The following is a 13376-nucleotide window of genomic DNA, read 5'->3' as shown; positions in this document are numbered from 1 at the left end:
TGGAAAAACTTTGTTTTTCGTATTCAAATTGAATTTAAAATCAGATTAAAGAAAAGGAACCCCGTTCGCAAGTGAACGAAGTTCCACATAAACCCTCCATCAACACCCGTTGACAAAGAGCCCGTTTTTAATGCCGCTGATATTGTTCAAAAACAAAATCATACGGATTTTTTTCATTACGAATCCCTGGTTGTTGGTCAATTAGCGTAAATTGACTGTAATCGATCACTGGCATCCATGTATCGCCGTCAAATCCAGCATCAATCCGGGTTCGATACAGGAAATCAACGTCATCCAGCAGGCCGGCAAATAATTGCGCCCCACCGACCACAAATATTTTTTCTTGTGGGCGAGCTGCTGCGTAGGCCCGCACCGCTGGCAATGAATGCAGCACGCTGACATTTTCTGGGAAAGCCGTTGCTGGTTGATGAGAAACCACGATATTTTTACGGTTAGGTAGCGGTCGTGGAAATGAAGCAAAGGTTTTGCTTCCGGCCACAATTGTATGACCCGTCGTCACCGTTTTGAAGTAATGCATGTCGGCCGGTAAATGCCATGGTAAGCCGCCCTGCAGCCCGATAACTCGTCCCTGGCTCTCTGCCCATAAAAAGATTAGCATCCGTCTCAGCCCCTCTCTAAACGGCCACAGGGGCCTTAATCGCTGGTTCAGGGTCATATCCCGTCACCTTAATGTCACTCATCTCATAATCGAAGATACTCGACTTATCAGGATTTAACCACAACTGTGGCGCAGCATGTGGTGTCCGCGCTAGCTGGGTTTTGATTTGCTCAACGTGATTACTGTAAATGTGTGCGTCACCCAGCGTATGGACGAAATCGCCCACCTCTAAGCCCACTTCCTTAGCAATCAACGATGTCAACAACGCGTAGCTGGCAATGTTGAAGGGCACACCCAGAAAGATATCGGCACTTCTCTGGTAAAGCTGACAGCTTAATTTGCCATCATTGACGTAAAATTGAAAGAGCGTGTGGCAAGGTGGCAAAGCCATTGATGGCACATCAGCCGGATTCCACGCTGAAACGATCATCCGCCGAGAGTCTGGGTGCGTCCGCAACGTCTCAATCACATTGGCCAATTGATCAATGGTTTCACCTTGATGACCTTGCCAAGCCCGCCACTGACTACCATAAACTAGACCCAAATCACCAAAGTGGTCACCAAAAGCTTGATCCGTTACGATTCGATCACAAAATGCCTTTTTTTCTGCTTGATATTGCTGATTAAAGTCTGCATCCACCAAGGAACGGCGACCAAAGTCGGTCATATCTGGTCCATGATATTCGGGACTATCAACGTAGCGTTGAAAAGCCCACTCGTCCCAAATATGGTTGTGATGTTGCAATAAAAACCGAATATTAGTATCCCCACGAAGGAACCACAAGAGTTCAGATTTAATGAGACCAAAGGGCACCTTTTTAGTAGTCAATAGCGGGAAGCCCTCTTGCAAATTAAACCGCATTTGGTAGCCAAATAAGCTAATCGTTCCGGTTCCCGTACGGTCCGTTTTTTCGTGACCCGTCGTCAAGACAGTCTTAGCTAAATCTAAATATGCCTCTTCTAACACCGTTTTTCCCCCTATTCTGCGTACTCACTGAGATATTCCCAACGCGCCATCTTGTCATCCAACTGGTGGTCTAAGTCATCGAGTTGGGCCTGTAGGTCGGCTAGTTTATCATAATTGGCACCATTGGCATTCATGGCCTCTTGAACCGCTGATTTTTGCGATTCAAGATCGTCAATGACACTCTCGATCCCCTCCCATTCCTTTTGTTCAGCATACGTCAGCTTCACCTTTTGTTTGGGCTTAGCAGGTGCCGATTCCTTTGGCGCTGCTGGTTTTGACTTCGCCTTAGTTGCCTGCCTCGTCTGTGCCTGTTGTGCTGCCAAGTAACTACTAAATTGGCCCGAGTAACGTTCAATCTGACCATTTCCCGTAAAGATTAACAGACGATCGGCAACTTTATCCAAGAAATACCGGTCATGAGAGACCGTAATGACGGTACCAGAAAATTGGGAAATATAGTCTTCCAATACGGTCAGCGTACTAATATCCAAATCGTTAGTTGGTTCGTCCAGGAGTAACACATTAGGTTGTTCCATCAATAGCTTTAACAGATACAAGCGCCGTTTTTCACCACCGGACAGTTTACGAATCAATGTACCATGCATAAACCGTGGGAAGAGGAACTGTTCCAACAACTCAGTCACACTCACCGAATTCCCTTGCTTATCCGTAACCGTCTGACCAACTTCCGATAGATAGTTAATCATACGCTTATTTTCTGGAATCGGTTCAATTTGCTGAGTATAGTAGGCCATTTTGACCGTTTCACCAACCGTTACAATCCCTGAATCCAGTGGCAGTCGTTGGGCAATGACGTTCAACAAACTGGATTTACCGGCCCCATTTTCACCACTGATCCCAATCCGTTCGCCGGCCTGAATCAAATCACTAAAGTCATTGAGAATGGTATGACCACCCAAGCTGAGGTTAGCATCCTTTAATTCGATAACCTTTTTCCCCAGCCGTTGTTGACCTAAGGAAATCGCCACGTGATGCTCGACTTGTCGGGTACCGACGTTGCTGGCAATATCGTTGAACCGGTTGATTCGAGCTTGTTGTTTAGTGGAGCGTGCTTTAGCCCCGGCCTTCATCCAAGCCAATTCTTGTTGATAGAGCCGTTGCTGCTTTTGTTCGGCTTCAGCTTCCAAATTTACCCGTTCAGCTTTTTCTTGAACGTAAGCCTGATAGTTACCGGGGTATTGATAAAGTTTACCGAAATCTAATTCCCAGATTTGGTTAGCCACTTGATCCAAGAAGTACCGATCATGGGTTACCACTAGGAGGGCCCCTTTATAACTCGTCAAATACTGTTGTAACCAAGCAATTGAATCGAAGTCCAAGTGGTTGGTCGGTTCATCTAAGAGAAGTAAGTCAGGTGACTGAATTAACACTTGGGCCAGTCCGACCCGTTTGACTTGTCCCCCAGACATGGTTTTAATTTCTTGGGATAGATCCGTAATTTTTAACTGTGTCAGGATCGTTTTAACATCACTTTCGGCTGTCCAAGCATCCTCTTCGTTCATTTGTGCTTCCGCATCTAAATACCGCTTTTGGGCCTGTTCGTCATCAGGATGCGCACCATAAGCTGCCAGTGCGGCTTCATACCGACGGATCGTGACAAATACCTTCTGATCACCAGAGAAAACCGCATCCATCACGGTTAAGTTTTCATCCAGATCTGGCTTTTGAGTCAAATATCCAATGGTGTAGTCTTTGGGCGTTGCTAATTCCCCCGTCTGTTCGTTACTGATGCCCGCTAAAGTATTCAACAGCGACGTTTTACCACTACCGTTGACCCCAATCAGGCCAATTCGGTCATGCTCATTGATAATAAAATTCAGATTATCAAACAGTGTTTTTTCACCGTAAGTCCGATGTAAATTTTCTGCTCGTAACGTTTGCATAATATCTTCACTCTCTTATTTTTCAAATTCAATCGGTGACAGCAGCCACTAATGCCGATTTCTCATTGGGCAGTTTACCCGTGACAACTTGATACTCCAAGTCGCCCAAAATAGCCCCTAACTGTGGACCGGGTTGCACACCAGCTTGCATGAGATCTCGTCCAGTGACAGCCAAAGCTTTCTTCGTTTGAATTGGTAAATTTTGCCATTGCGCTACCAGTTCACGTGATCGATTCGTAGCACCTAGTACGACTGCCGTTTCATTAGCGATCATTAGTTGAGCCTCACCACATTGGTAGACCTGCCAAGTAGACAAGGGCCCTTGCAGTAAGTGTTGTGCCGTCTTAGTCGTCATCTGTACGGCGGAAATCGTCTGATTAGCCGTTTTCCAGTGTTTTAGAAATGTGGTAATAGCGTTAGTTTCTAAGCCAAAACTGGTGGTTAACAATGTCCACGCGGTCAAGTCGGTGCTAGCACCTTGATGTAGTTGCGCTGTTAGCCGCTCTAAGTCAGCCTTGTGGTCGGCAAAGTCAGGACAGTACTGCCACAGTCCGGTCGTCAACAGATCCGTGAGTCCTTGTTGGGGCGCCTGTCCCGTTAATAGTTTGAGTAGCTCGACTTGCGTTCGCTCAACGGCAATTTTACGCAGTAACTCAGCATGACTGGTCATGGCCGCCAGGGTTTCTGGCACAATTGTAAAGTTCAATTGACTAGCAAATCGAACCGCCCGCATCATCCGTAGCGCATCCTCATGGAACCGTTCTTGTGGATCACCCACGGCGCGGATCTGCCGATGCCTTAAATCAGCTAGACCGTCAAATAGATCAATGACGGTACCATCTTCCTTCATTGCCAAGGCGTTGATGGTAAAGTCCCGCCGTTTTAAATCCTCAGCCAGTGAGCGCACAAAGGTTACTTGGTCCGGCCGGCGAAAATCGGTATAGGTTGATTCAGACCGAAATGTTGTTGTTTCATATCCCGTTCCATGATCGAGGATCATGACGGTACCATGCTCAATCCCCGTATCCACCGTTCGCTTGAAGAGGTGTTTAATCTCATCTGGATAGGCACTTGTCGCAATATCCACATCATGAATCTCTTTACCCAAAATGGTATCCCGGACACTGCCACCGACAAAGTAAGCCTCATAACCGGCCTGTTCGATCGTTTGGAGGACTGGCCGGGCCATTTCAAATTCTTCTGGTAAGTGTTCTAGCTGCATAATTGTCACCCTTCTGCCAGTTACTTTCTGTTATTGTCTCACTATGTCAGTCTAACAGATTACCCGCTAGAATTGAATTCAAACTCCTGCAATTCCGCCATAGATAATCGCCAGTTTTCTAGAGGACTGTGCTATGATTGAGTTTATCAAGTTATTTTTTCAGATGGGAGTGATAATGGTGACACAGCAGCCAGATGAATCGATTCGCTTTATTGACTTACTTATGATTGGAATTGGGTGTGCCATGTTTGCCTTTGGACTAGTCTTTTTCAATATTGCCAATCATTTAGCAGACGGTGGTATCTCAGGAATTACACTGATTTTTCGGGCCCTTTTCCATATCGATCCGGCCTATTCAACCATTCTGATTAATGTTCCCTTAATTATTATTGGCTGGCGATTTTTGGGCCGCCAATCATTAATCTATACCATCTATGGAACGGGTATGCTGTCTTTGTGTCTGTGGGTATGGCAGCGGGTCCCATTGACCATTGCTTTGCATGGTGACTTACTACTATCCGCCCTAGGCGCTGGTATTATTGGTGGTTTTGGTTCCGGTCTGCTATACCGCTATGGTGGCACTACTGGTGGTACTGACATTATCGCCCGAATTTTTGAACGGTTTCGGGGAGTGCCCATGGGACGGACCCTCCTTTACTTAGACGTTGTCGTTTTATTAATCTCGCTGGTTTACATTGATATTCAACATATGGCTTACACCTTAATCTATTCTTACGTCTTCGCAAGAATTGTGAATTTCACTCAAGAAGGCGCTTATGCCGCGCGTGGTGTGATCGTTGTTTCCGAGAATTATCAACAAATTACGGATGAAATTATGACGGAATTGGAACGTGGCGTTAGTCTCGTCAATGGTGAAGGTGGTTTCTCCCATCAAGAACGCAAGATGATTTACGTAGTAGTGGCTCCCAGCGAGTTGTATCGGTTGCGGCAGATTATTCAGCGTAATGATTCACGGGCATTCATCTCAGTTATCAATGTGAATGAAGCATTAGGTGAAGGTTTCTCATTTGGACTGCCGGATAAGGGTTGGTTAAATCGGTTTAGACACTAGTTTTTTGCGACCGCGGGTTTGGCGGTCGCTTTTTTTGAGTGTTATAAGTTAAAGTAATTTTTGTGTTATTTGATTAATAAAAAAACACCCTTCAAAATTGAAGCGTGCCTTTCCCCATTAATCAGTATACCCCTCTAACATTAACGCCATTTCGCTGTCATCTGGTACTTGCTTCAAGTAAGCTTGTAACAGCCGAACCACTTCTTCACGGGCGCCCTCTTCACGATAAAAGTAAATAGCTGACCGTAAGAAATCGGCCTGATCCATAAAGAATGGCGTTGCCGCATCATAATACTTTCGGGCAGTTGCATAGTCTTCTTCATGTTCTGCCGCCACCGCTAGGTTCCAGTATAGTTGCGGGTCAGCATCATCGTTTTGAACATAAGGCGTCGCCAATTCTTGCGTTTCAGCCCAGCGCTCCTGCTTAACGTACAGGTTACTTAACTGAATGACCGCACTCAGATCGTCACTGTCTAGCTCATGTCCGCGCTTTAGGTACTGCTCAGCTAAGGCCTCGTCGTCCAGTCGCGTCGCCACATGGGCGGCCTGTAACCACAGCTTCTCGTTATATTGGTCAACGCCTAGACCTTCCTGCAAGGCTGTTAAGGCTTCCGGTAAACGGTTCTCCTCTTCCAGCGCTTGTCCCAAATAAGGATACAGAGACGTGTAGTGCTCGTCACTATCCTTCAATTCGTTAAACAACCGAATGGCCTCAGTGCGCTCTTTTAGCTGCAAGTAAGTGAACGCCGTTTCAAACTTAACATCCGGCGTCATGTCCCCCGAATGAATTTGCTTCAGGTAACCAATGGCTTGTTCAAACCGCCCAGCGTTGGCGTAAGCAACCCCTAATCGTTCAACAAGGTTGACCCGTGACATATCAGTCGTCCCGGCCGTGATTAGTTCCAGATAGAGGGGAATTGCCTTACGAAATTCACGCATTGTAAAATACAATTCGGCGAGGGCAAACGTAATCACGGGCTCCTCAGGTGCTAACTGGCGAGCGGTTAACAACTTTTGTTCGCTGACCTCAAAGAGTTCTTGGGTCTGATACAGATCGGCGGCAACCATCAATGATTCAATATAAGCCGACGAATCAGGCTGAACTTGATTTAAATAGTCCAGTGCTTCATCATTTTTGTCTTCATCAATCGCAATATCTGCTAGATTTGTGCGTAATTCATCTTCATCTGGATACTTCTTGAGTAATTTTTCATAAATTCGGCGTGACTGATTCAAAAATCCCAGTGAATACAATTCTTCTGCTAGGCTAAAGAGCGTATCGTCATCATCATGGCGCAGAGCTAACGCATACTGCTTCTTAAATGCGTCTAACTGGCCCTTTTCTAATTGATCAAGTGCTGTTTGTGCGTAACTCATAACCCGCCTCCAGTTGCTTATCTGTGTCACTTTTCACGGGTAGCAAAAAGCCAGCCCGGCATTCACCGTACTGGCCTTTTCTACCCGCTAAATAATTGATACCAATTACTTAACAGCATCCTTTAAGGCTTTACCTGGCTTGAATGCAGGTACTTTGCTTGCAGGAATTTGGATTTCTTGTCCAGTTTGTGGGTTACGGCCCTTACGAGCTGCACGTTCACGAACTTCAAAGTTACCAAAGCCGATCAATTGAACCTTTTCGCCTTTTGCTAACGTTGCTTGGACAGAATCGAAGACTGCATCAACTGCAGCCGTTGCGTCCTTTTTAGTTAAGCCAGTTGCAGTTGCAACATCGCTAACCAATTGTGCTTTGTTTGCCATTGTGAATTCACCTCCTGAAAGAAGATTAGATGAATGACATCTATGTCATTTTTGAGTGGTCCAAAAATGATGAAACAAATACGGTCAACCGCATCATTTCTTTATCAAAGATAGCACAGGAATCCTTATATGACAAGGGATAACGCGATTTTTTAGCAATAAAGTGGTGAGAAGACCCCATTTTCCTAAAAAAACGTTAAAATCACGCTAAAATACTGCTATCATCAGTCTTAATCTACTTACGAGCCCGCTCGATTAAATGGATCGGTGTCCCTTCAAAATCAAAATGTTCTCGAATCTGATTCTCTAGGAACCGTTCATAAGAGAAATGCATCATCTTCGGATCGTTCACGAAAACAACAAAGGTCGGTGGTGCGATTGCAACCTGGGTTGCGTAATAAACCCGCAGCCGTTTTCCATTATCCGATGGCGTGGGGTTCAAGGCGATAGCATCCATCACCACATCATTAAGGGTTGCTGACTGAACCCGTTTGTTATGGTTGTCAGCCACCCGCTTAATCATCTCCGGTAACTGTTCCAATCGTTGCCCCGTCTTCGCTGAAACGAAGATAATCGGTGCATAACTGAGATATTGGAACTCGATGCGAATCAAGTTTTGGAAGTCGGTTAAGGTGTGGTTATCCTTCTTCAAGGTATCCCACTTGTTGACCAAGATAATAATACCGCGACCAGCCTCATGGGCATACCCCGCCACACGCTTATCTTGTTCCCGAATGCCTTCTTCGGCGTTCAGAACCACCAATACCACGTCCGAATCATCGATGGCCCGCATGGCCCGCATAACGCTGTAACGTTCCGTATTCTCATAAACCTTACCACGCTTACGAATTCCGGCCGTATCAACCATCGTAAATTTCGTGTCATCAGCCACAAACTTAGTGTCAATGGCATCACGGGTGGTCCCCGCAATATTCGAGACAATCACCCGTTCCTCGCCTAACATCGCATTGACCAACGATGATTTCCCAACGTTGGGCCGGCCGATTAAACTAAATCGAATGGAATCATCCTTAGGCGCGCCATCCTTTTCAGGAAATTCTTTAACCACTGCATCAAGCAAATCCCCCAGGCCTAAGCCATGAACCCCAGAAACGGGGTATGGATCGCCAAAGCCAAGTGAGTAGAAATCGTAAATTGATTCACGAACCTCTGGATTATCCGCCTTATTGACAGCCAAAATAACGGGTTTATCAGCCCGATACAAGATTTTAGCAACCTTTTCGTCCGCATCGGTAATTCCTTCCGGTGCACTAACGATAAAGACAATCACGTCGGCCTCATCAATTGCGATTTCCGCCTGCTGTGTGATTTGGGTCAAAAAGGGTTCATCACCCATATCAATCCCACCGGTATCAATCATCCGGAATTCGGTTCCTAACCATTCCGCACGTGAATAAATTCGATCACGTGTAACCCCTGGCGTATCTTCCACAATTGAGATTCGTTCACCGGCAATTCGGTTAAACAGCGTTGATTTTCCAACGTTGGGTCGGCCAACAATGGCAACTACTGGATAAGCCATAGTTAATCCCTCCTTTTTCCGTTTGACACGAAAAGGGTCCGCAACGAAACCAACAAAAGTTCCGTTCCAGACCCCTTCAACCAAACGTATTAGTTGTTTTCGTTATCTTCCATGTCCTTCTTCAGGCTGTCCCCAATCAGGTCACCTAAAGAGAAACCAGTGCTTTCTTCTGGGGCGTTAGCCGTTGAAGTTTCAGCATTGTTCCGGTTGCTACGACGACGGTTGTTGTTACCGCCATTGTTGTTGCTCCGGCTACGGTTAATGTTACGGTTTTCGTTGTCATCGTCACCAGATTGTGGCTTTTCTTCCAAAGCCTTGATGGACAATGCCAAACGGTGGTCTTCTGGACGAACATCCAAGACCTTAACCTTGATTTCTTGACCAACCTTCAAAACGTCAGCAGGCGTTGCGATGTGTTGGTGAGAAATTTGGGAAATGTGAACCAAGCCTTCAACACCAGGGAAGACTTCAACAAAGGCCCCGAAGCTCGTCAAACGCTTAACAGTTCCGTCTAACGTGCTACCTTGAGGTGCCTTGTCTTCAATCCCATCCCATGGTTCTGGTAAGGTTTGCTTGATGGAAAGGGAAATCCGATCGCGATCAGCATCAACTGATAAGACCTTAACCTTAACATCTTGGCCGACCTTCAAAACATCGCTAGGCTTTTCAACCCGTTCAAAGGCGATTTCGGAAACGTGGACCAACCCATCAACGCCGCCAAGGTCAACAAAGGCCCCGAAGTTCGTCAAACGAGCAACTTTACCGTCGACAACGTCGCCAGCGGTTAACTTCGCCATGATTTCTTCCTTTTGAGCAGCGCGTTGCTTTTCAACAATCGCACGGTGGGACAAGATCAAGCGGTTTTCACTTGGTTCGATTTCAACGATCTTGAATTCCAAAGTTTGGCCCTTGAATTGTGCCAAATCTTCAACGAAGTGATCAGAAACCATGGATGCAGGAACAAAGCCCCGTACACCAGCATCAACGACTAAACCACCCTTAACCACCTGGGTAACGGGTGCTGTTAACGTGTTACCAGCTTCGAATTCCTTTTGGATGTCGTCCCAAACCTTACGGGCTTCCAAACGACGTTGTGACAGCAAGTAACTGCCGCCTTCCTTATCGGAACCGATCCGAGAAATTACGACGAGGTCTAAGACATCCCCGACTTTAATTACAGATTTAATATCATCAACTGGTTTAGTGGATAATTCCTTCTTGGGAACAACCCCTTCAACCCCAGTATCAGCAATCCCAACGATTGCTTGTTGGTCATCATCGATTGCTAAGATTTCACCCTTAACAACGTCACCAACTTTAACGGTGTCGATGCTGTTTAAAGCATCTAATAGATCGTTATTTTCATTGTTTTGACTCGTGCCATTTTCACTCATGCGAATTTTTCCTCCTTGCGACAACTCTACATACTATTTTAGCTGATTATGCCAGTAAAAGCTAGTAAAATGCCCATTTCTAGTGGGATTCTTTTTCTTTTATGATTTCAGCAATCTTATCGGCCACTTGTTCAATGCTCATTGACGTTGTATCTAACCGAATGGCATCGGCTGCTTGCGTCAATGGTGACACTTTTCGCGTGGAATCCTTACGATCACGTTCCTCAATTTCATGCTTCAATGTGGCCAATGGCGTTGTAATTCCCTTAGCCGCATTATCCTTCAAACGACGTTGCGCCCGTTCGTCAACGCTAGCCACCAAGAAAATCTTAACTTCAGCATGGGGCAACACCGTTGAACCGATATCACGACCATCCATCACGATCCCCCCGGCTTCGGCAATTTGTCGTTGCCGTTCCGTTAATTCTGACCGGACCGCTGGTAACGCTGAAACAGCCGACACCGAATTGGTCACGTCAGGTTGACGAATGGCTAACGTCACTTCCGTATCATCAACAAACACCTTTTGGACGGGGGTGCCTGGTTCAAACCGAATCGTTATTTGGTCCAGCAATGCCTTAACTGCCGTTTCATCAGTCAAGGCAACGCCTGCCTGCAAGACCTTCCAAGTAATCGCGCGGTACATCGCACCCGTATCACAATATATGTAGTGAAAACGTTGGGCAACTATCTTAGCAACCGTACTTTTACCGGCAGATGCTGGTCCATCAATGGCTACTTGTAATCCCTGCTTCTCCATGAAAACCAAACTCCCTATATTTAAATTCTATCGAACCCGCAACTTTTGTCCGGGGTGTAACGAGGCGCCAGAAGACAGCCCATTTAGCTCTAATAATTTTTGCACCGAGATCCCAGCGTTAGTCGCTACCCGATAGACACCCTGTCCGGACTCTACCGTTGCGTATTTAGACCCTGTCGCTGCTGACGAGCTAGAACTGCTGGCGACATGACTAGAACTCGTCGTGCTGGTCGCAGTCGAAGAACTGCTAGTCGTAGTTGCCGAACTAGCAGTTGTTGTGGACGTTGCTGATTGATGGCTGCTAGACGCAGTCGAAGACGTCTTCTTAGCTGTCTTCTTTTTGTGACTACTGGATGCTTTAGCTGAATGACTGGATGAGCTGGAAGAACTAGCCGCCACCTTTTCTGTATTTTGAGGCCGATTCACGGCACTTTGCCGTGCTAACCCGTAAACCAGTGAAGCCGCTGCAATCACAACGATGATTGCAATTAAAATGACGGTAACCATCGTGTTGCTATGATTTTGCCGCCGCATTTTAGTTCGTGACAGGTTACCCTGATCATCGCGATCGTCGGCAAATGACGAATCCCACGGATGGGACTCTTGTTCCTTTGACGTTGGATCGTCCTGCTTTTGACTCATCATCTAACCTCCCTGAAAAACTTTCACCCGTTATTGTACCATACTGCCCCCACAAATTCTCTAAAATCTTCTTAAAATAGCCGGTGTAACCGTTCCTGCCAACTAACCGTCGTCACGGTAGGCACTTCCGTGGTAGTCCTAGTTAAGTGCAAAGCCGCAGCATCTAATGATGAAGTCGCTGGTGAACAGCAGTTGGCCCCGTGCGCCGGCGCGACTTCGTCAAATGCCTGCAACCATTGGTGCCGTAAACAGGTCTCCTCACGGACATAAGCTAACATCTGTGCCAAAGCGCGGGTGCGTTCGCGCTGCCGTCGTTGAAACAACCGCACCACGGCGGCCTCACTAATGCCGTGTTGATAATAAAACTGTAGGAGCTGAATGACCGGTTCATCAGTTGCAAAGTTGGTGGGGTGTTGATAATATCGCTGAATTAATTCGGCATCTGGCCGGTTAGTTTCACCCAGCGCCAAAGGCAGACGCTCATCCCCACCGGCATACAGCAAAATTGCCACACTTTGCTGACCATCCCGGCCCGCGCGCCCGATTTCTTGGGCATAACTTTCGAGGTCCGCGGGCAAGTGGTAATGAATCACGTACCGGACATCGTTTTTATCAATTCCCATCCCAAACGCGCTCGTCGCACAGATCACGTCTAGTTGCCCCGCCATGAACTGTTGTTGAATCTTAAATCGGTCCTCAGCCGCCAGACCCGCATGGTACGCCGCCGCTTGAACGTTTGCCGTTTGTTGCAGCCATAGGGCAGTGTCACTAGCCTGTTGTTTACTGGAAAAATACACCACTCCAGGACGCTTTAACGTGGTTACCAACTGTTGCAGTCGTTCTTGCTTTTCAGCTTCGTCGGCCACGTATTCCACATCCAAGAATATATTGGGCCGATCGACCGATTCCGTCACCACCTGTGGCGTACACCGCAGCTGCTTGGCAATTTCTTGTCGCGTTTGCTGCCCAGCGGTTGCGGTTAAGGCTAGTGTCAACGGTTGTCCTAGTCGATCCCGAATGGCTCCTAATAGCAGGTACTCCGGCCGAAAATCCGGCCCCCACTGCACAATACAATGGGCCTCATCAATCACTAGCAAGCTAAGCGTTAACTGCTGCACTCGGGCAAGCATCGTCGGCTGAGCCAACATCTCTGGTGATAAAAATAAGAACTGAATCTGATCGAGTTGTCGTAAAATCTGTTGTCGTTCCGTGAAGCTGGTCTGTGAAGTAATCGCCGCCACCCTTTTAAACCCGCTCATCCGCATCCGATCAACCTGATCATTCATCAATGATAATAAGGGTGACACCACCAACACACATCCTGGATGGCGGTATCCATAGAGCTGGTAAATCAGTGTTTTACCCGCACCGGTCGGCAAAACGGCTAACGTATCATGCCCTGTTTCAAGGGCCGTTAGTGCCGCCAATTGGCCTTGGCGAAACTGATCAAAACCAAAAACTGCTTGTAGACTCTCTACTAATGTTTCCCGCACAT

Annotated in this window: 12 protein-coding genes; 1 reads left to right on the top strand and 11 read right to left on the bottom strand. The window is 46.8% G+C overall.

The window, feature by feature from the left end:
• Window positions 1–127: 127 nt before the first annotated feature.
• From ACP4IT_RS10165 to ACP4IT_RS10150, 4 genes are read right to left on the bottom strand one after another with little or no spacing between them, the layout of a single operon-like run.
• Window positions 128–619, bottom strand: a complete 492-nt coding sequence (locus ACP4IT_RS10165) for a dihydrofolate reductase (protein ID WP_024855005.1) — start codon at window positions 617–619, stop codon at window positions 128–130.
• A 16-nt stretch (window positions 620–635) separates the two neighbouring features.
• A complete protein-coding gene (locus tag ACP4IT_RS10160) occupies window positions 636–1586 on the bottom strand; it encodes a thymidylate synthase (protein WP_015473768.1) in 951 nt (316 codons plus the stop codon).
• Between the two features lie 11 nt (window positions 1587–1597).
• Window positions 1598–3490: an ABC-F family ATP-binding cassette domain-containing protein gene (locus tag ACP4IT_RS10155; protein WP_011667557.1), complete on the bottom strand. Its 1893-nt coding sequence runs from the start codon at window positions 3488–3490 to the stop codon at window positions 1598–1600.
• A 28-nt stretch (window positions 3491–3518) separates the two neighbouring features.
• On the bottom strand, window positions 3519–4712 hold the full coding sequence (locus tag ACP4IT_RS10150) for a CCA tRNA nucleotidyltransferase (RefSeq protein WP_024855004.1): 1194 nt from the start codon (window positions 4710–4712) through the stop codon (window positions 3519–3521).
• Window positions 4713–4887: 175 nt separating this feature from the next.
• On the opposite strand from ACP4IT_RS10150, the gene ACP4IT_RS10145 reads away from it, so the two are divergent.
• Window positions 4888–5784 (top strand): YitT family protein, encoded by an 897-nt coding sequence (locus tag ACP4IT_RS10145; protein WP_042254316.1) that lies wholly within the window; start codon window positions 4888–4890, stop codon window positions 5782–5784.
• A gap of 117 nt (window positions 5785–5901) precedes the next feature.
• Here ACP4IT_RS10145 and ACP4IT_RS10140 read toward each other — a convergent pair whose 3' ends face one another.
• The 7 genes from ACP4IT_RS10140 to ACP4IT_RS10110 form a co-directional block, all read right to left on the bottom strand.
• On the bottom strand, window positions 5902–7161 hold the full coding sequence (locus ACP4IT_RS10140) for a tetratricopeptide repeat protein (RefSeq protein ID WP_426855620.1): 1260 nt from the start codon (window positions 7159–7161) through the stop codon (window positions 5902–5904).
• A gap of 105 nt (window positions 7162–7266) precedes the next feature.
• Window positions 7267–7542 carry an HU family DNA-binding protein gene (locus ACP4IT_RS10135; protein ID WP_011667553.1) on the bottom strand — a complete coding sequence of 92 codons (276 nt, stop codon included), beginning with the start codon at window positions 7540–7542 and terminating at the stop codon, window positions 7267–7269.
• Window positions 7543–7777: 235 nt separating this feature from the next.
• Complete coding sequence (der, locus tag ACP4IT_RS10130) at window positions 7778–9085, bottom strand: ribosome biogenesis GTPase Der (RefSeq protein ID WP_011667552.1); 1308 nt, start codon at window positions 9083–9085, stop codon at window positions 7778–7780.
• 89 nt (window positions 9086–9174) lie between these two features.
• Window positions 9175–10479 carry a 30S ribosomal protein S1 gene (rpsA, locus tag ACP4IT_RS10125; RefSeq protein ID WP_041815346.1) on the bottom strand — a complete coding sequence of 435 codons (1305 nt, stop codon included), beginning with the start codon at window positions 10477–10479 and terminating at the stop codon, window positions 9175–9177.
• A gap of 79 nt (window positions 10480–10558) precedes the next feature.
• A complete protein-coding gene (cmk, locus tag ACP4IT_RS10120) occupies window positions 10559–11239 on the bottom strand; it encodes a (d)CMP kinase (RefSeq protein ID WP_011667550.1) in 681 nt (226 codons plus the stop codon).
• Window positions 11240–11266: 27 nt separating this feature from the next.
• Window positions 11267–11881, bottom strand: coding sequence for a LysM peptidoglycan-binding domain-containing protein (locus ACP4IT_RS10115; protein WP_011667549.1), 615 nt, complete (start codon window positions 11879–11881; stop codon window positions 11267–11269).
• 71 nt (window positions 11882–11952) lie between these two features.
• Complete coding sequence (locus ACP4IT_RS10110; RefSeq protein WP_024855002.1) at window positions 11953–13374, bottom strand: RecQ family ATP-dependent DNA helicase; 1422 nt, start codon at window positions 13372–13374, stop codon at window positions 11953–11955.
• Window positions 13375–13376 lie beyond the last annotated feature (2 nt).

The sequence above is a fragment of the Levilactobacillus sp. LN180102 genome, assembly GCF_050106635.1.
Lineage (GTDB): Bacteria > Bacillota > Bacilli > Lactobacillales > Lactobacillaceae > Levilactobacillus > Levilactobacillus brevis.
This window is presented reverse-complemented; position numbering and strand designations above follow the sequence as displayed.